Below are 19,166 nucleotides of genomic sequence, written 5' to 3' on the forward strand. Positions count from 1 at the left end.
ATGGAAAATTCAAAAAGTTTCTAAAACAAAGGTCACATAAAAAATGAGTGGGTCCCAGTCATATATAATCTTTTCACTCCTATTTGTAGTTAAAGTACTTTATATAAAAGTTAAAAGGAACGAGGATCGGCGACTCCTGCAGAAATCGACAGTTCATTTATTTCCATGTGAAAATAGGGAGCTTTTTTCTATTTGTAAGACATACATTACAAAGAATAAAGTGATAAAATGAAGGGGATGAAAAAATTGGAAAAGGATCTCCTGAAATTATTAAAAGAGGGAGGACTTATTTTATATGCAAGACATGGGACTGCAACAGTTGGTGTAGATCAAGTAAATGGTCTATTTCAAAGTTGTCAGTATCAAAGAAATTTATCCGAACAAGGCCGTCATGAGGCTGTATATTATGGCCAAATGTTGCGTTATTGGCAAATTCCCATCCTTGCGCCTATCAATGCAAGTCCTTTTTGTCGAACGATTGAAACAGCTCAGTTGGCTTTTCCGAATGTTCAGGTACAAATAGACCCTTTTTTGTTTGAGATTTTTATGTTAGATGGAAATCTTTCGACTGTTCAACAAAATTCAATTTTAATGGCTTTTCAATCTATGTTGGAAATGAAACCACCAGAGGGAATCAATAGAGTCATAATTGGTCATAGTTTTCCGAAAAATGTGGGACTAGGGGTCATCCCGAATATGGGCACGGTTATTATAAAACCCAAAGGCTTAGGTCAAGGATATGAAATTTTGGGGAAACTGACATTAGAAGATTTAGCAAAATTAGATTCCATTTGAGATGAGGGAAACGATGAATATTAAAACAGTTTCACAATGTACATTAGAGGAAGTATTACGGGCGTGGAACAAAGGCTTTGAAGGATACATTGTGCCCATCGACATGACGGCAGAGATGTTTTTACAGCGGCTTGTTGGGGAGGGGCTGTCAGTTGAGCACTCCATTGTCGCTTTTGACGATCATGAACCAATTGGTATTGTCATGAACGGCTTTCGACACATGGGTGGCAAGAAAATAGCATGGAATGGGGGCACGGGTATTTCGCCTACTTATCGTGGGAAAGGCGTTTCACGATTATTAATGGAGGAAACTCTAGCTATCTATGAACGGGAAAATGTTGAAATTGCCACACTGGAAGCAATAAAGGAAAACTCAGTAGCAATTGCTTTGTATGAAAGATATGGCTATGTTATAACTGATCATCTTCAGTTTTTAAGTGGGGAATATGAGGCGAAGGTAGAACATACGTCAGCTATTCGGACTGAAATAATTCGCCCAGAACAATTACCTCATGTGCCGTTTTATCAGGAAGATGTTCCTTGGCAATGTAGCTGGCATAGCATTAAGCAGGGAGAAGCTAGAGTTTTCTATAATGAAGCAAATGATGTGCTCGGCTATATGTTATATAAAACAGTGTGGGGGAAACAGGGTGAGTTGGAGCGGGTCATTCTGTATCAATTGGAAGTATTAGAAGAGTATAAAGTCGATTTACTAGCACACTTCTTAGCCAGTGTGACAGCTCAGAAGGTGAATATAACCGCCGTTAATTTCCGAGCAAGCAACCCAGCAACGAGCTATTTAGTGGCAAATGGACTAAAGGTGACGACAGAGCAGGTACAGATGAAAAGCAAATCTAACCATAGTTGTCAACCTAACGAAAATCCAGTATACTAATGCGATAATGAATGGGAATAGAGGATGAAGGACATGACGTTTGAAGAAATATTACCACGCTTAAAAGCAGGAGAAAAAAGTATTCGTGCAGGCTGGGGCGGTGCTGAACTATATGTGAAGCTAGTTGGTCAAAGCCAACACGATGGAGAGACTTTGAATCCTTATTTTTTAATTAATGTACGCGGAGAAGGGTACACAATGTTCACGCCTACAGTATGTGATTTATTAGCAGAAGATTGGATTGTCGTTGAATAATAATATGAGAAGTCATCTCAATTTTGAGGTGGCTTCTTTTTGTAAGGAGACATGGTATGAAGTTTGAAGAATATAAAAATAAAACTGTTTTCATTACGGGGGCAGCGTCAGGCATTGGATATGCTCAAGCCCTTGCATTTTTAGAAAATGGTGCGAATGTATTTGGATTTGATATAGAGGTACGAGGGTTAGTCCAATTGCAGCAGCAATATCCAGAGCATTTTGCCTATATGGTAGGAAGTGTTTGCAGCCAACAAGATGTGGAACAGTCATACGAGGCTGCTATTTCTTCATTTACACAAATTGATATTTTATGTAATACAGCAGGCATTTTAGACGGCTTTGCAAAAACGCTAGATACAGACGAAGCACTGTGGGATAAAATTATGAACACGAATGTCAAAGGAACGTTTTTTGTGACTAATAGAATCTTGTCTCATATGGTTGCACGTGGAGCTGGTACGATTGTCAATATGGCTTCGATTGCTGGACTTGTTGCAGGTGGTGGAGGAGCGGCCTACACAGCTTCTAAGCATGCCATTGTTGGCTACACGAAGCAACTAGATTTAGATTACTGTAGAGCGGGAATACGGGCTAATGCAATTGCACCTGGAGCCATTCAAACGCCGATGAATCAGGCAGATTTTGAAGGCGATGGGAAAATGGCGAAATGGGTGGCAGAGGAAACACCTGCTGGTCGCTGGGCACAACCTCAGGAGGTGGCTAATTTAACCTTATTTTTAGCAAGCTCAGCAGCAGATTATATGCATGGCACTGTCTTGCCAATCGACGGCGGCTGGTTGACCAAGTAGCATTGTTCATTCAGTTATTCTTCTGCTATAATACGCAAGTAAGTAAAATTGCTTGCACTACGGCACTTCATATAGGGCGCTAAGCTCTCTTCCTTTGGTCGTAGTTATTACTAAAATAGCGATTAGCTATTTTACAAAGGAGAATAAAATTGAATACTTCGATTGTAAAAGATTCAAGCCGTCTGTCAGTAAGTGAGCTGACAAAGATGGCTCTTGTTGCAGCTCTCTATGTTGCTGTAACTGTTTTATTGTCAGTCATTAGCTTTGGCGCTGTCCAACTACGTTTGTCAGAAATGTTTAATTATCTGGCCTTGTACAATAAGCGCTATGTAGTAGCAGTAACGTTAGGCGTTATACTTGCAAATTTCATGTCGCCCACATGGATAGTAGATGTGCCTATTGGTGGGATTGCCACCTTCCTAGTCTTATTACTTTGTAGAAGTATTACAAAGCATATCGCTAATGATATTGGAAAAATGGTAGTGACAGCCCTGATATTTGCTGTATCTATGTTTACGGTTGCTGGGCAATTAACTATTCTTTATGACCTTCCTTTTTGGGCTACATGGTTCACAGTGGGAATTGGAGAATTATTGTCTATGACTGTTGGTGGACTGACAATTTACTTATTAAATAAAAAAATAGATTTGTCTAAATAATTGAATGATTATAGCATGATCCATACAGCAAGAAGGGACTCCCATTGGTCGATAAAGCACCATTGGGAGTCCCTTCTATTTATCCTATTGGTTAACTTGAGCGTCTATGGACGTCTCACCACTAGTATTATCAGGCTTTGCAAGAAGCTGCACTGAATTGGACGTATTTGATAGTATATAATTTCCTTTGCCCACAGCTAAAACCTTAGCCACATATTCTGTGGATGGGATGAGTGGTTTACCAAATGCATCCAACTCTATATTTAGACTTTGACTTACATTGGGGAGACCATTCTGATAAATTCTAGTACTATTATTATTGTTAATGGCATCACTATCTTTGAAGCTATCTGCTTCATTTTTAGGTAGCATAAACACTCTATATTCCGTTACATTTTGTCCGTTATTGACCTTGAAGCTAATTGTAATATCGGAATATTTATTAGGACCCTCTTTAAAACTCAGTTGCACATTCTCCATCGTTACAGGTGCTGAGTGATCCACTAAAGTAATAGAAGAAGATGGGTAGGATAAGGTATACATGGCCTTGGCAGTTCCATTACCTACGGACAATACATACACACGATACTCTTCACCATTCGTGATAAGTCTTCCATCTATATCTTTACTATCAGTTGCCAAACTCATACTAGATTGACCTTTATTTATATCTGTAAAATTAGCTACTTTACTAGCTGCGTTCACATCAAAGCCATTTGCTTTTGATGCGGGTACGACAAGAATGCGGTAACTACCTATATTCGATTCATCAGAAGGCTTCGAGAATGATATTTGTAAATCTCGACCATCTCCAAAATCACCAATATCGCTTGCAGTAACATTACTTACCGCCTGAACAGCTTTACTTTTACTAAGTGTTATTACAGGCGAAGCGGAGGATAGGGCATAGGTATTTGGAGAATTCCCATTGGAAACAGTCAGTACATAGACGCGGTAGCTAGTTCCTTCCGTAATATAATTACCACGCACATCCCTAATCCCATCCAGCGTTCTAGTTGTAGCGGTATTCCCACCTTTGCTTTCTGTGATGTAATAATTGCTACTATTGGCTTGTGAAAGATTAAAGCTGCTGTAATACGCTGTCGGTACGATTAGAATTCGATAATGATTGACATTTGATTCATTAGAGGGCTTCGTAAATGTTACTTGCACATCACGGCCATCACCATTATCGTCTATATCTGTGACATTTAGATTGGTTACAGCTTGCACATTAAAGTTCTTATTTAACGTCATTGTAGACGTCGGCGCAGAAAGTGCATTGCTTCCTATGCCATTCGCGACAGTTAAAACATAGATACGGTAGCTAGTACCTTCTTTGATCGTATTACCGCGCACATCCCGAGTATTTTCAGATAATGTTTGCTCATACGTAGATTTTCCAGATTTGTATACAGTCGTGTAATTGCTGCTGGATACATTACTTGCTTCCGTCAGACTGAAGCTATTGTAATATGCTGTTGGTACAACTAGAATCCGATAGTGACTAATGATTGACTCGTCTACAGCTTTATTGAAAGAGACAAATAGGTCACGTCCATTACCATAATCACTTACATCGCTAGCATAAAGATTCGATACTGCACCTGCATTGCTGCTAAATAGCGTAATCGTATTGGAGACTGAAGACAGCATGTTATTCGCTGAGTTATTTGCTACGGCCATAACGAACACACGATAGTTAACTCCATTTTGAATGGGATATCCGTCAGTATCTCTAGCCCCTGAAGAGAGCACCTGAGTAATATTGTAGCCTGTTTTATTTACTTGTGTGTAATAAGTGCTAGATAAACTGTTCGCCTTCGTCAATGTAAAGTTCGAATAGTTGTTAGCTCTTACTACAAAAATTCGGTAAGCGTTGATAGTAGATTCATCGGACACTTTATTGAAACTCACTCTCAAATCTCGCCCATCCCCAAAGTCATTGACGTCATTCACTTGTGTAATAATTGGTGTAGACATTGTATTTTGACTAAGTGTTACTGATGATGAGCCAGTTGACAGCTTATTTCCTAATGAATTCGTATTACTTACAGATAGAACGACCGCTGTATAAGGTACGTTGTTTTTAATGAGATCACCGGCAGTATCACGTGCAGTGGAAGACAAAGTTCCTGTCAAAATACTGCCGTTACTTCCCGATTTATTCACTGTTGTGTAGTAGCTGCTTGATAAATTATTTGCAGTGGTAAGATTAAAATTGCTAGCATCCCTAGTCTTTACGATAAACACACGATAATTGGAAATATTATTATCATTTTGCGGACGAGTGAAGCTAACTGAGATATCGCGTCCATCGCCAAAATCGTTTATATCATTCATTTTCACATTTGTTACCTCTGTAACAGACGACAAATTGGTTAAGGTAATTTTTGCAGAAGAACTCGATAAAACGCTAGAATAAGAACCTTTCCCAACAGCAAGTATACGAACCACATATGGCTGATCATTTCTAATATAGTCCCCGTCCACATCTCTTGAATTCTGCGATAAAGTAATGGCACGGTTCGAACCTGATGTAGACACCATTGAATAATTAGAAGGGGAGACTTTCAAGGCAGATGCCAAATTAAAGCTCTTTGAAGCCTTCAACACCATTACCCGATAATGATCGACGTATGATTCTGTAGATGATCTGGAAAAGCTAACCTCCATGTCACGCCCATCTCCCTGATCATTGACATCGCGAACCGATACATTGCTCGCAGGAGAAATACTAATATTGCTTGGTGTGTCATCAGATATAATCGTTACGGTCTGATTTCTTGAGTTCCAGTCAACTTCCTGACCAAGCGCTTCACTTACGAAGCGGACTGGTACCATTGTTCTGCCTCTTAAAATTTGTGCTGGTACATCAAGTGTAACTGACTGGCCATTAATAGTAGCTACCTTCGATTTCATCTTGAGAACTACTGTTGTATCTCCTTTATAACCTGTTACCGTTTGACTCCTTGAATCCCAATTTACACTAGCACCCAATGCCTCAAAGATTGCTCTAAGTGGTAGCATAACACGCCCTTGAATCATCGCTGGCGGCTGATCGGTCTTCAATTGAACCCCGTCCACAGTAATTGTAATGGCTTTTGCCGCTTGTGCGGTTGCCGGTTGCAGCAATAGCGGTACAATAAGCATTGCTGCGAAAAATAAAGTCCATATTTTTTTCATAAATTCCACCCTTCTTCATGCTATATGACTGACGCAGCATGACAACTAATTTAACGTATCAAAGGTCTAAAAGTTTCACCAATTTACCTCTAAAAGAAAATTTAACCATTAGTGGCTGTGTAGCGGTATTTTCTGGGGAGGAGGATCTACTAAAATAGAGGATTACACTGATCTTTATAAAATAAAGAAGGCAACGCTCTTACCCATAGTCACTTCCACTGAATGAGAGGATGGTGACTATAGATAAAAGAATTGCCGAGAAATTACAATGGCTTACTTTTTGGTGTTATTCCACTGTTACTGATAGTTCCTTTACAAGTAAAGATGAGGAGCCATATCCTTTTGGCAGGAAGTAAAGCTCGGAGCTAGTTTCTTTAATATCATGTAGGAATTCGAAAAAATTACCGGCTATGGTCATTTGCTTAACTGGGGAGGCAATTTTACCATTTTCAATATGAAATCCTTTTGCAGCAACTGAAAAATCACCTGAAACCGTATTCGTACCAGAGTGAAGCCCAGACAATTCAGTAATCAATACACCATTCCTAACCGAGTGAATTAACCCATCTAGTGTTTTCTCACCAGTTGAAATATATAAAATTTGAGGCGCAATCGTTAACGCTCCCTTGTAGGAATCTTTATGGGCATGCCCGGTTGTTTCGCAGTTATCTATTTTAGCCGTTTTTCTATTATGCAGAAGCGTTTGGAGTGTACCCTCTAAAATAATTTCCTGCTCTTTAGTTGCAACACCCTCACCATCAAAGCTTGCTCCAGACAATGCGGCAGGATGGAATGGAGTACTCAGCAATGTAACAGCTTCTGATGCCACTTTTTGCCCGACTTTTCCTTTTAATAGAGATTGATCTTTTTGAGCATTTTCAGCGGACAATATCGGCATAAACGTTTCTAATAATGAGGCTGATGCATCAGAACGAAGAATGATTGGATATTTACCACCTGGAATCGATTTTTCACCTAAATTCGCAAGAGCTTCCTCTGCTGCTTCCTTTGCAATATCATCCGCCTGAAGAGAATGAAAATCACGTGTCATTTTCAAATAACTGCCTGTTTTCATTTCTTCGCCTTCTTTTACAACTGTGGAGAGGAAAATCACGAAGCCGTTCTCCTTATGGGATAAGGCAAGATTTTTACTATTCACTAATGAGCGTTCAGCCGTAAATTCTTCCATGAAACAATAATCGAGAGTAATAATGCGGGAATCGTAGGCATGAATCTTTTCCTCGATGGAACGAAGAAGCTCTATTTTTTCTGAAATTCCGATCGTTTCTAATTTTTCATTGTAATAGTCATAAGATGGGTATTCAGAGCTGCCATCAAAAATAGCTATGCCCTCATCCTCATCAAGTATGTTTGCATTGGCTTTAGCGCTATTAATTAAAAAGGGAATTGACTCATCGTCTAGCTTTTCCGTATAGGAATAGCCCATTTTACCGTTGTAAAGTCCTCGTAGGCTTAGACCTCCGTCCTCAGACGTTTCATAGCTATCAATCTCGCCCTTGTAAAGCATGCATTTGATCGATTTATTTTGTTCATAATAAACCTCAGCTTCTATAAAACCAGCTTCTTGTGCCTTATCTAATAGTTTTTCCTGGTATTTAACCATGTTCATCCATTATTCCCCCTTCGTTCCACCAACTGTTATTTCACTTACGCGAATCATTGGCTGACCTACATTGACAGGAAGACTCCCACTTAGAGAACCACACATACCTGCTCCATGAGCGAGATTATTACCTACTCGATCAACAAGCTGCAATGTTTTTGCGCCATTGCCAATGAGTGTAGCGCCACGAACAGGGCGTTCGATTTTTCCGTCTTTGACGATATAGGCCTCCATTACCGCAAAATTATAATCGCCAGTAGAAGGGGAAACTTGTCCACCTCCCATATACTTTGCGTAAATACCATACTCTGTCGATGCGATAATATCGGCTGGCGTAGATGAGCCTGGGGCGATATACGTATTTGTCATACGTGATGTAGGGTTAAATCGATAGGATTGTCGACGAGAAGAGCCTGTTGGCTGAGCATCCATACGGCGAGCATTAAATTTATCAATTAAGTAGCCCTTTAAAATACCATTTTCAATTAAAATGTTCTTCCTTGTTTTTTCTCCCTCGTCATCAATATTTAATGAGCCCCACTCGTTCGGAAGTGTACCATCATCAATATATGTAACAATTTCAGGAGCGACTCTTTCACCGATACGATTGGCGAACACGGAATTATTTTTGGCAACAGCAGTTGCTTCTAAGCCATGTCCACAAGCCTCATGGAAAATGACGCCACCGAATTCATTATCAATAATGACTGGGAATTTACCGCTTGGACATTCATCTGCATGAAGCATTGTGACTGCGATACGTGCAGCTTCCCCTGCGTAATGGTTTAGGTCTAGCTTTTCAATAAATTCAAAGCCTGCATGTGCACCTGGGCCATAGAAGCCCGTTTGTACCTCAGTACCCTCTGTAGCTGTCGCTTGCATGCTAAGTCTACTGTGAACACGCGTATCCTCAACAAATTTACCTTCTGAATTTGCAATCAGTACGTTTTGTTGTTCATCGAAATATCGAACTTTTACCTGGTGAATTCGGGGGTCATATTGTCTGGCAATCGAATCTGCTTGTCGCATAACAGCTGTTTTTCTTGCATGCTCCACTGTATGAGGCATGTGAAGAATTTGATGAATAGGAGTGATGATCTCTTTATGAAGAGGGTGAATGGTACCCGATCCACCGCCTTTGATGGCTAAGGCTGCACGTTCTGCCGCTGCAAGTAAACCTTCCTCAGAAAAATCATTGGTATACGTATAAATGCTTTGAAGTCCTGAAAAAATACGGATGCCGATTCCAAAATCACGCCCAGTAATACTTTGTTCAATCTTGCCGCTTTGTAAGACAAAGTCATTGACATATTTATCCTCTATAAAAATTTCTGAAAAGTCCCCACCAGTTGCTAGCGCGGCTTCAAGGACATTTTCAATAATGGATTGTTTGATCATATATCTTCCTCCTTTTCTTGATTATACCAAATAGTTAAAAAATTCTGTACTATCCTATTTTCCTAGATTTGAAGATAGGGTCACATAAATTTATGTATAGTACATAAAAAATTTTTTATGACATATTTCTCTAACCATTTCGCCACACTAACAGAAAGACAGAGGAAGGTGAAAAGATGCAACAACCATATAATGTCGGAGATATCGTTTATATTTTTTATCGGAATCCTCATATTCAGGATGTAGCGAATATACAGGAAGCCGCGGTTGTTTATCATCCAGAGCAACCAGAAGAGCTAGCCGTATTTCTATTTGAAACCTATTACCCGATAACGCAAGACATGTTAATTTTTTCAAGCGAAATGGCGGCTGAGCAAGCCTACCATCAGTATTTTCATTAAGGGAGGATTATGATGAATAAGCCATTTATCCCTCAGCTCGTCTATTTTGAGCCTGATGCGCTTCACTATCCGTTAGGTCAGGAGTTAAAAGAAAAGTTTGAGCAAATGGGGATTGAAATACGTTATACCACTTCGCATAATCAAGTAAGAAATCTCCCTGGAGACAATGATTTTCAAAAGTATCGCGTAGCGAAATCTACTTTGGTAGTAGGCATTCGGAAAACGTTAAAGTTTGATACATCCAAGCCCTCCGCTGAATATGCCATTCCATTTGCTACTGGCTGTATGGGCCATTGCCATTATTGTTATTTACAAACAACGATGGGGAGCAAGCCTTATATTCGTACTTATGTCAATGTGGATGAAATATTGGAGCAGGCGGATCATTATATGGCTGAACGAGCTCCTGACATCACACGTTTTGAGGCATCCTGTACGTCCGATATTGTAGGGATTGACCATCTCACACATACATTGAAACGTGCTATTGAGCATTTTGGACAAAGTGAGTTAGGTCAATTACGATTTGTGACGAAGTTCCATCATGTGGATCACCTATTGGATGCTAAACATAATGGTAAGACAAGATTCCGTTTTAGCGTCAATGCGGATTATGTTATTAAACATTTTGAGCCAGGAACTTCTCCATTAGCAAAAAGAATTGAGGCAGCTGGGAAAGTGGCAAGGGCTGGCTATCCGCTCGGTTTCATCGTCGCCCCCATTTATCTGCATGATGGATGGCAGGAGGGCTATTATCAAATGTTTGAGCGGTTAGATGCTGAATTACCAAAGGATGTGCGTGAGGATATTACGTTTGAATTTATCCAGCATCGCTTTACGAAGCCAGCTAAGCGTGTGATTGAAAAAAATTATCCTATGACAAAGCTAGAACTCGACGAAACCGTGAGAAGGTATAAATGGGGGAAATATGGAATAGGTAAATACATTTATCAAAAAGATGAGGAAGAAGATATTAAAGAACATTTATATGGCTATATGAAAAAGTTCTTCCCACAAGCAAAATTAGAATATTTTACGTAATGAGAGAGAGCCTTTGTCGTTCTCTCTAAATTTTTATTTAAGCTACATATGGTTCATGGCATTGTTTGTGACTAATCCTATTGTATAATCCCCCTTTCAATGGTAACGCTAACAGAGAACGACAAGCAGAAGGGGAGAACAAGGATGGACTCATTTCAAGTAAATTGTTGGTCGGAGCATGAGGAACTAAAGGTGGTCATGCTTTGTGCACCTTCGATAGTAGATGTAACTGATTCAAAAATAGCTGAGCAGGTTGGGTGGAGTGAGCCTGTCAACCATCATAAAGCTATGGAAAATTTCCTGGCATTGAAGACAACGCTTGAAAAAGCTGGGGTAAGAGTGATTGATTATGCCGAAGAATTATCAAATGATCAGCAGCTGTTAAGTGAGCAGCTCATTAATCGTTATTTTGTGCGCGATTTAGCCTGTGTTGTGGGACAGCAGCTTTTACCTGGAAATGCAGGCAGCTCGTTAAGGCGCCCAGAGTATCCACATGCCCATGCTATTTTAGCCAAGTGGTTTCCTGAACAATTTATGCGTAAAGAACAGCCTTCTCAATCACTTGAATGTGGGGATGTGATGCTATTAAATAAGGATGCAGTCCTCATGAATCTAGGGATGAGAACGTCAATAGAGGCTATTGAAAGCTTGAAGGAGCGCTTTTTTCAACAAGGATTTTCAGAAATTGCGGTCATTGATTTACCGAAGGGCAATGATACGCTTCATTTAGATATGAATTGTAATGTTGTACATCATAACTTAGTGATTGCTAAAAGCTTTGTGCGTTATTTTCCTGTACAGGTGTTCACAGCCCAAGGGAATTATTATGATATGCCAGAACCATTTTTAAAGCGGCATGGCTTTGATGTTTACTGGCTCGAAACCTATAAAACCATTCCGGACATTAACTTGATTAATCTTGATCCAGAAACATTAGTAATCAGTAAGCAGGCATCTAAGCAGCAGTTATTAAAGCATCCATTACTGCACAAAAAGAAATTACTAGAAGTGGACGTCACAGAGCTTGAAAAAGGTGGGGGAGGCATTCGATGCATGACATTGCCTTTAGTCAGAAAGTAGTGAAGGGTTGATTACATGACATCAAATACAAGTAAGGGCAGGTTGTCTTGGTGGCAACTTTCGCTTCTCGGTATAGGTTGCACATTAGGAACAGGTTTCTTTCTTGGGACAAGTATGGCCATTCATAAAAGTGGACCGGCTGTTTTAATTCCTTTTTTATTAGCGGCCATTTGTACGTATATTGTTTATGATGCACTTGTTAAAATGTCTGTTGAAAATCCTGATAAAGGCTCATTCCGTACTTATGCTAAACAGGCATTTGGGAGGTGGGCAGGATTTAGTAATGGCTGGGTCTATTTAATTTCTGAGATTCTTATTATGGGGAGTCAGCTCATGGCACTCGGTATTTTTACGAAGTTTTGGTTTCCGGCGTTGCCATTATGGGTTGCAGCCTCTATCTATGCTGCTATAGGGCTAGTCGTGATTCTAACAGGCATGAAGGGTTTTGAAAACTTCCAAAACATCTTTGGGGCATTAAAGGCGGCAGCAATTGTAATGTTTATTATTGTAGCTGTTGTAATCCTCATGAAAGGCTCACAAGCATCAACATTGGATTCACTCTATGCGAATTATGAACAGTTTTTCTCACAAGGTATAAAAGGAATTTGGCTCGGGCTATTGTATGCCTTTTACGCCTATGGAGGCATTGAAGTAATGGGGTTAATGGTCATTGATTTGAAAAATCCAAAAGAAGCACCAAAGGCAGGAAGAATAATGTTAGTTGTTATTACGATCATTTTTTTAATGGCTATTGCCCTTGCGTTAGCGCTTGTCTCTTGGAAAGACTTTACGATTGATGAGAGTCCCTTTATTACAGCCCTTCAAGGTTATCACATTCCCTTTGTGGCGGATATTTTTAATGGTGTTTTAATCATTGCTGGTTTTTCAACAATGGTAGCTTCTCTCTATGCGGTGATTACCATTCTTATTACACTTGCAGAGGATCACGATGCACCCAAAATATTAGCGAAGAAAGGGAAAAGGAAAGTACCTATTCCTGCCTTTATATTTTTAACTTGTGGCTTAGTCATCACCATTGTTATTGGCTTTCTCATGCCAGAAAAAATCTTTGAATATTTGATGACGGCAGCGGGTTTAATGTTGATTTATAACTGGCTCTTTATTTTAGTGACATATATGAAGCTGATGGAGTTATCTAAGTGGGAGCATATGAAAAATGGGTTGGGGATGCTGCTCATTGCTGTTACGGTATCTGGTACGTTAGGAGAAAAAACAAGCAGACTCGGTTTTTTCGTGAGCCTGCTCTTTATTGTCCTAATAGGGATTGCAACCTGGATTGTTGTGAAAAGGCAAAGTCATAAGGAAGCCTAATGAATGTTAGTTTTGTTGCCTCCGTAAGAACGGACATTTGGAAGGACTTTGATTATCATCACTTAAAAAATATTGCTTCCATTCATAACTATTTTCTTGTCCGTACCATTTTAAATCGGGATGCCCTGGGAGTGCATCATAATGGGCAATGCGTTGACGGATGAGCTTTTTTAATTTTCGCCCAAATGCAGTAGAGTCGTTTATTTCTTCAAAAATCCAGCGTGGTTGAATGGCCATCAGCAATGTAGAAAAATGGCGACTCCTGCGCAATTTATGTGCGGGTGTTGCACAGGAAATAAAATAGGGCTCCCCGTTAAAACAAAACTCCCATTCATTGTGGTTAGGGTCAGTTGGTATTTCTTCAGGCCAATCGAGATCATCGATTTTAGTTAATTGGTTAAGAATGGTCCAAAATAATTGCTGATAATCCTCGACTTTATAGTGAGAGAGCATATCCTGAGGGCTATGAAAGAAAACAGTGAGTGTCGTATATTTACCAAAAGTTTGGGAGGATTTTGCGAATTCCTTTAAACATTGTGCTAGCTCATGAATGGATGGCTCCTTCCGTGGATCTCCGATAAAACTATAGCGCAAATGGTTCGATAAAAACCCCATTCTTGCAGGTACACACGGAAAGGTATTATCTTCATCGGCAATTGTGGCGGCAAAATCCGTGTAGGCAGATTGTTGCCAAATGGGAAGGGTGTCCAAATGTTCCTCAATCCACTTCCTATCAAATACTCCTACGTCCACTTGAGTCTCCTCCTTCTATACACCTTTATTCTATTAAAGAAAAAGCCAATAGGTTACGAAATCATTATGAATATGTAAGGGTATATGGATCGATTATTAATCACTCAATGAATGGTATCAATGGTAGAGTTTTGCTTAATTTGAATTGTTTAGAGCACAATTGTTTTGAAAACCAGTGCTGCTTCAATGGCTGACAAATCAAAACCATTGAAGCAGCACATATTAATCTTTTTGTTGAAAGACCTTTTGTTCAAGGATAGATAGGGCATGTTGAATATCCTTTATATCCTCCTGTGTCGCATGCTGAATAAGCTGTAGAAAGCGTTCCTCGATGCATGCAAAGGCCGCCTCCATCATTTTTTCCCCCTCAATAGACAAGCGAATATACTGCTTTCTTCGGTCCTCCGTGTCGTTCCATTTTTCAATGAGGTTTTGGTCTTGTAATTTTCGTAATTCACGACTTGTGTTGGGTAAGGACATATGCTGGCATTCGCTTATTTCGGTAGGCGTGACGGGCTGACTTACTTTAATATATTCAAGAATTTTATATTGAAGCGGTGTAATATTGGCAACGGTCACGTTTTGTGTTAGCTCGTGTGTCACTTGGTGGACATTAGCTGTAAACGTTACGAATTGATGAAATAAACTGCTTTTATCCAATCGGATCACCTCTTATTGTCAAGATAACAAATAACTTGTCTTAAAACAATTATCATTTGACAACAAAAATCGAATCCATTATTATTTAGTTATCAAATGATAAGTAATGGAGGCGTAGTATGAAAACGTTAATTGTCTATACATATCCAAACCATAAGAGCTTAAATTATGCATTTTTACAGGAAGTAGTGAAGGGGTGTCAAGAGAATCCTGCCATTGAAGAGATACAGCTACTAGATTTATATGAAGAAGAATTCGATCCTCGTTTAATTTTCCATGAGCATAAACGACGTCGGGATATGTATCGTGATCCGCAATTGGAAAAGTACCGTCAACAGCTGACATGGGCAGATCAAATTGTATTTGTCTATCCAATATGGTGGGGGAGACCGCCCGCTATGCTGTTAGGCTATATTGATCAACTGTTTGCATCAAATTTTGCGTATCGGGATACAAAGGGATTATTTCCAGAGGGACTCTTAAAAGGAAAGTCAGTTGTTTGTGTGTCAACGATGAAAGGGCCGACCAAATATCCACTGCTTTGGCTGAATAATGCTCATAAAATTTTGATGAAAAGAGCGTTATTTAGCTTTGTAGGAATGAAGAAAGTGAAGTTTTTTGAGTTTGGAAACATGGAGAGTAAAAAAGGGCAGCAACAGCGAAAGTTGAACAAAGTTTATCAGTATTTTAGAAAGGTTGCTTACTAATAAAAAAACTCGTGCAGACATCCTTAATCGTTTGCACGAGTTTCTGTAGTATCGATGGGCAATGTAATCAAAAAGGCTGTAAATTTTCCAAGCTTGCTTTCGACGGCGATAGTTCCATGGTGCATATCAATAATTTTTTTGACGATGGCTAAACCGAGACCACTTCCTCCATTTGCGGCAGTCCGTGATTGATCGGCCTTATAAAATCGTTCAAATATATGCATTTGCTGCTCTTCGGATAGCCCAATACCAGTATCTTGCACAATGATGGTAATGGTATCGAGATGTTGTGTCATAGTTAAAGTGATTGCACCTCTGTCGGATGTGAATTTAATGCTATTCGTTAGCAAATTCATCCAAACTTGATTCAGTAAATCTTCATCTGCTGTAATCGTTATATTGTCTAAATGGAGATCAAAATCTAGTTGTTTAGCTACCCAATTTGGTTCAAGAGCCAAAATGACATTCCGCAATTGTTTATCCAATCGATAGGTTGTCGTTTCAAATGGATGATGCTGTGATTCTAAGGAAGTAAGCTTCAGCAAATTATCACTAATCTTTGATAACCGATTACTTTCCAATTCAATAATTTCTAAGTAATGTTGACGCTTTTCTTCAGGTAGATGAATGTTCTTAAGAGCCTTCGCAAAGCCATTAATAGATGTTAAAGGCGATTGAATCTCATGGGAGACGTTTGAAATAAATTCCTGTCGCATTCTTTCAAGTTCTCCTAATTCAACAGCCATATGATTGATGCCATGGATTAATTTTCCAAATTGGTCTTCCTTATTGCCTTTTACATCTAATTGGATATTAAAATCCCCTTTTGCCATTTGTCTTAATGCTTCAACAATAGCGTCCCAGTAATTCCGTTGTCGATTGAGCCCAATTAAGAAGATAATAGCGGCCGAACAGGCAAAGAGCACAAAAACACCAAGGACGGTGCCTAATTGCTGCCAAAAATCATGGGGTTCTGTACCTAACTGACCATATAGCCATCCTGTTGCATGATAAGAAATAAAGGCAAATAGTGTATTCGTAATGAGAAAGAGGAATAGAACAAATAGAATTCTAACAAAGAATTTTCGTTTTCTCATAATGCTAGTTCCAGGCGGTAGCCAAGACCACGAATGGTGCGGATGGCAAAGCCGCTAATCTCCTGAGGAAAACGCTCACGTATTCTTTTAATATGGACGTCTACTGTGCGTTCGTCTCCTTCATAATCATAGCCCCAAATTTCTTCAATCAATTGTTCACGAGAAAATGTTTTGCCCACATAGCTCGCTAATGTAAATAATAATTCGAATTCCTTTAACCGAAGGACAATGATTTCTCCGTTCAGATCAACTTCATGTGTATGTCGATCGAGTTTAACATTGCCAGCTTCTACTACTTGAGAGAGAGCAATACGATATCTTTTTAATATCGATTTAACACGCACAATTAGCTCGGCAGGTTCAAAAGGTTTTACCAAATAATCATCTGTCCCTAAATGGAAACCCTTGACCTTTTGAGCGGTTTCTCCTTTAGCAGTAAGCATAAGAATAGGGAGATCTGTGTTGTATGAGCGAATTTCCTCACATAAAGCCCACCCATCCATGTTTGGCATCATGATATCCATAATCACCATATCTACCTTTTCAGAGGCTAACTTGGACAGTGCATCGACACCGTCCGTCGCCTCAATAACATCTAAACCTTCATTTTGTAGAAATACTTTTACTAATTCTCGAATATGGGCATCATCATCTACCATTAATAGTTTGGTCATCTAAACAATTCCCTTCGTTAGTCCTCTTTAATTCGTAATTGCTGCTTGGCAAACTCACGATACATGGCATGCGTCTCAAAGAGTGATTCATGTGTACCACAACCTGTAATATGTCCTTTTTCTACAAATAGTATTTGATCGGCATCGACTACCGTCGAAAGACGGTGAGCAATAACTAAAGTTGTGCGACCTTGCATTAAATTATCTAACGCCTTTTGTACATAAATTTCTGACTTACTATCTAAACTTGATGTAGCTTCATCGAGCATTAAAATTTGTGGATTCCGTAGTAGCGCTCTGGCAATAGAAATACGCTGACGTTGCCCCCCTGAAAGCTTGATGCCTCTTTCGCCTACTTCTGTGTCAAACTTATCGGGAAGATCGTTAATAAATTGATCAGCATAAGCCATTTTAGCTACTCTTTCTAGCTCATCATCCTGCACTTCACGGTCAACACCATAGCAAATATTTTCTCGAATTGTTCCTGACAGCAGGGCACTTTCTTGAGCCACATAGCCAATTTGACTACGCCATGAGTGAAGTGAAAATGTCTCGATTGGCGTTTCTCCTAGCGTAATATTACCGCTAGTTGGCTGGTAATATCGTTCTAACAGGGAGAATGTGGTTGTTTTACCGCCACCACTTGGACCTACAATGGCCGTTACTTTGCCTGGCTCTATTGTGAAGTTAATATCGGATAAAATCGGCTCCTCACCATATGAAAAATCAACATGGTTAACATAAATCGGTTGATCTATTTTTTCAACAGTAATGCCTTCTTCAATATGTTCCTCTTCGTGGTCCAGTAATTCACTAATGCGTTCAGTGGCACCCATTGCTTTTTGAAGTTGCGTAAAGAACATCGTTAATTGTGTCATGGGCATGATGATTTGGATTAAATATAAAATAAATGCCACCATATCACCAGCTGTCAGCTCACCAGAGGAAACGCGCACGCCTCCATAGCCAATAATAGCGACGAGAACTGACATTAGAACGAATGAAATTAAGGGTGAAATAAGCGCATGGATTTTAGCTTCTTTTAAGCCAAAGTTAAAGAGGTTCGTAATGCCCTTTTTCCCACGCTCATATTCTATTTGCTCCGCATTAGAAGCTTTAACCAAACGTGTTTCAGGTAAAACTTGGTTTAATACCGAAGTAAACTTAGCGGTTTCGTCTTGCATCCCTTTAGAAATCACAAACATGCGTTTTCCTAGCAGCATTAAAATAACCATCGCTAGTGGGACAGCGATTAACATCACTAATGTCATTTTCCAATCTAGGAATAAGAGAATGATAATGGAACCGATGATAGAAATAACACCCGATAAACAGTTTGCTAGATGCTCTGTAATGAGCTCCTTTACGACCGCTGTATCATTTGTTACACGACTTAATGTTTCACCTGTATCGTTTTCATCATAATAGGGGATGGGTAAATGCAGTAGCTTGCGCCAAAGTTGATCACGTAATTTTGCTACTACATGTTGACCTACACGATTTAAATAATAGATAGATAATCCACTTGCAATGGCTTGGGCGATAAAAGCAATACCAAGCAAAATGATCTGCCAATAATTAAGCGATTCTAATGAAAAGCCGTCCACTAATTGTTTTGTAAATAATGGGACGATAAAACCTACGCCCGTAGTTGCTAAACTCATAATTAAAGCTATAACTAGGAGCCAAATAGGTGGTTCAGCTCGTTTTACTAATTGTATAAAACGACGCCAATCTGGTTTTTTAGTAGTTTCTTTTGATGTCTCTTGCAAAGAAATAAGCCTCCTTCAATATCGT

Annotated in this window: 18 protein-coding genes; 10 read left to right on the forward strand and 8 right to left on the reverse strand. The window is 39.4% G+C overall.

Features of this window, described 5'->3' with window-relative positions:
- The first annotated feature begins 246 nt into the window (after positions 1–246).
- From MKY80_RS07345 to MKY80_RS07365, 5 genes are all read left to right on the forward strand, one after another.
- Complete coding sequence (locus MKY80_RS07345) at positions 247–795, forward strand: histidine phosphatase family protein (protein WP_043990160.1); 549 nt, start codon at positions 247–249, stop codon at positions 793–795.
- Between the two features lie 13 nt (positions 796–808).
- On the forward strand, positions 809–1,690 hold the full coding sequence (locus MKY80_RS07350) for a GNAT family N-acetyltransferase (RefSeq protein WP_090001730.1): 882 nt from the start codon (positions 809–811) through the stop codon (positions 1,688–1,690).
- A gap of 33 nt (positions 1,691–1,723) precedes the next feature.
- Positions 1,724–1,945 (forward strand): DUF2829 domain-containing protein, encoded by a 222-nt coding sequence (locus MKY80_RS07355; protein WP_043990157.1) that lies wholly within the window; start codon positions 1,724–1,726, stop codon positions 1,943–1,945.
- Positions 1,946–2,001: 56 nt separating this feature from the next.
- Positions 2,002–2,757: a 3-oxoacyl-ACP reductase gene (locus MKY80_RS07360; RefSeq protein WP_008176563.1), complete on the forward strand. Its 756-nt coding sequence runs from the start codon at positions 2,002–2,004 to the stop codon at positions 2,755–2,757.
- Between the two features lie 149 nt (positions 2,758–2,906).
- Complete coding sequence (locus MKY80_RS07365) at positions 2,907–3,416, forward strand: QueT transporter family protein (RefSeq protein WP_301337913.1); 510 nt, start codon at positions 2,907–2,909, stop codon at positions 3,414–3,416.
- A gap of 84 nt (positions 3,417–3,500) precedes the next feature.
- Here the strand turns inward: MKY80_RS07365 and MKY80_RS07370 are convergent, their stop codons facing one another.
- The 3 genes from MKY80_RS07370 to MKY80_RS07380 all read right to left on the reverse strand — a co-directional run bounded on the left by MKY80_RS07370 (position 3,501) and on the right by MKY80_RS07380 (position 9,624).
- Positions 3,501–6,602 (reverse strand): copper amine oxidase N-terminal domain-containing protein, encoded by a 3,102-nt coding sequence (locus MKY80_RS07370; RefSeq protein WP_090001732.1) that lies wholly within the window; start codon positions 6,600–6,602, stop codon positions 3,501–3,503.
- A 286-nt stretch (positions 6,603–6,888) separates the two neighbouring features.
- The gene (locus MKY80_RS07375; RefSeq protein ID WP_043990154.1) at positions 6,889–8,232 is read right to left on the reverse strand and encodes a TldD/PmbA family protein; all 1,344 of its coding nucleotides are present in this window, start codon (positions 8,230–8,232) and stop codon (positions 6,889–6,891) included.
- 3 nt (positions 8,233–8,235) lie between these two features.
- On the reverse strand, positions 8,236–9,624 hold the full coding sequence (locus MKY80_RS07380; RefSeq protein ID WP_008176557.1) for a TldD/PmbA family protein: 1,389 nt from the start codon (positions 9,622–9,624) through the stop codon (positions 8,236–8,238).
- Positions 9,625–9,800: 176 nt separating this feature from the next.
- Between MKY80_RS07380 and MKY80_RS07385 the strand changes: the two genes are divergently transcribed.
- The 4 genes from MKY80_RS07385 (at position 9,801) to MKY80_RS07400 (ending at position 13,478) form a co-directional block, all read left to right on the forward strand.
- Positions 9,801–10,025 carry a transcriptional regulator SplA domain-containing protein gene (locus MKY80_RS07385; RefSeq protein ID WP_008176555.1) on the forward strand — a complete coding sequence of 75 codons (225 nt, stop codon included), beginning with the start codon at positions 9,801–9,803 and terminating at the stop codon, positions 10,023–10,025.
- Positions 10,026–10,037: 12 nt separating this feature from the next.
- A complete protein-coding gene (gene splB, locus MKY80_RS07390) occupies positions 10,038–11,066 on the forward strand; it encodes a spore photoproduct lyase (RefSeq protein ID WP_012293725.1) in 1,029 nt (342 codons plus the stop codon).
- Between the two features lie 144 nt (positions 11,067–11,210).
- Positions 11,211–12,146, forward strand: coding sequence for an arginine deiminase family protein (locus MKY80_RS07395; RefSeq protein ID WP_107921781.1), 936 nt, complete (start codon positions 11,211–11,213; stop codon positions 12,144–12,146).
- Positions 12,147–12,161: 15 nt separating this feature from the next.
- A complete protein-coding gene (locus tag MKY80_RS07400) occupies positions 12,162–13,478 on the forward strand; it encodes an amino acid permease (protein ID WP_043990153.1) in 1,317 nt (438 codons plus the stop codon).
- 6 nt (positions 13,479–13,484) lie between these two features.
- Here MKY80_RS07400 and MKY80_RS07405 read toward each other — a convergent pair whose 3' ends face one another.
- Both MKY80_RS07405 and MKY80_RS07410 read right to left on the reverse strand, forming a co-directional pair.
- Positions 13,485–14,231, reverse strand: a complete 747-nt coding sequence (locus tag MKY80_RS07405) for a YqcI/YcgG family protein (protein WP_008176548.1) — start codon at positions 14,229–14,231, stop codon at positions 13,485–13,487.
- Between the two features lie 222 nt (positions 14,232–14,453).
- Positions 14,454–14,891: a MarR family transcriptional regulator gene (locus tag MKY80_RS07410; protein ID WP_043990151.1), complete on the reverse strand. Its 438-nt coding sequence runs from the start codon at positions 14,889–14,891 to the stop codon at positions 14,454–14,456.
- Between the two features lie 119 nt (positions 14,892–15,010).
- On the opposite strand from MKY80_RS07410, the gene MKY80_RS07415 reads away from it, so the two are divergent.
- Positions 15,011–15,598, forward strand: coding sequence for an NAD(P)H-dependent oxidoreductase (locus MKY80_RS07415; protein WP_090001738.1), 588 nt, complete (start codon positions 15,011–15,013; stop codon positions 15,596–15,598).
- 23 nt (positions 15,599–15,621) lie between these two features.
- Here MKY80_RS07415 and MKY80_RS07420 read toward each other — a convergent pair whose 3' ends face one another.
- Genes MKY80_RS07420 through MKY80_RS07430 form a run of 3 tightly spaced genes read right to left on the reverse strand, consistent with a single transcriptional unit; the run spans position 15,622 to position 19,141 of the window.
- Positions 15,622–16,695, reverse strand: coding sequence for a HAMP domain-containing sensor histidine kinase (locus tag MKY80_RS07420; RefSeq protein WP_342532404.1), 1,074 nt, complete (start codon positions 16,693–16,695; stop codon positions 15,622–15,624).
- Positions 16,692–17,369 carry a response regulator transcription factor gene (locus MKY80_RS07425; RefSeq protein WP_008176538.1) on the reverse strand — a complete coding sequence of 226 codons (678 nt, stop codon included), beginning with the start codon at positions 17,367–17,369 and terminating at the stop codon, positions 16,692–16,694. The genes MKY80_RS07420 and MKY80_RS07425 overlap by 4 nt, the downstream gene beginning before the upstream one ends.
- A gap of 17 nt (positions 17,370–17,386) precedes the next feature.
- Positions 17,387–19,141 carry an ABC transporter ATP-binding protein gene (locus MKY80_RS07430; RefSeq protein WP_089985138.1) on the reverse strand — a complete coding sequence of 585 codons (1,755 nt, stop codon included), beginning with the start codon at positions 19,139–19,141 and terminating at the stop codon, positions 17,387–17,389.
- Between the last annotated feature and the right edge of the window lie 25 nt (positions 19,142–19,166).

The sequence above is a fragment of the Lysinibacillus sp. FSL R5-0849 genome (assembly GCF_038595075.1).
GTDB classification, from domain to species: Bacteria; Bacillota; Bacilli; order Bacillales_A; family Planococcaceae; genus Lysinibacillus; species Lysinibacillus fusiformis.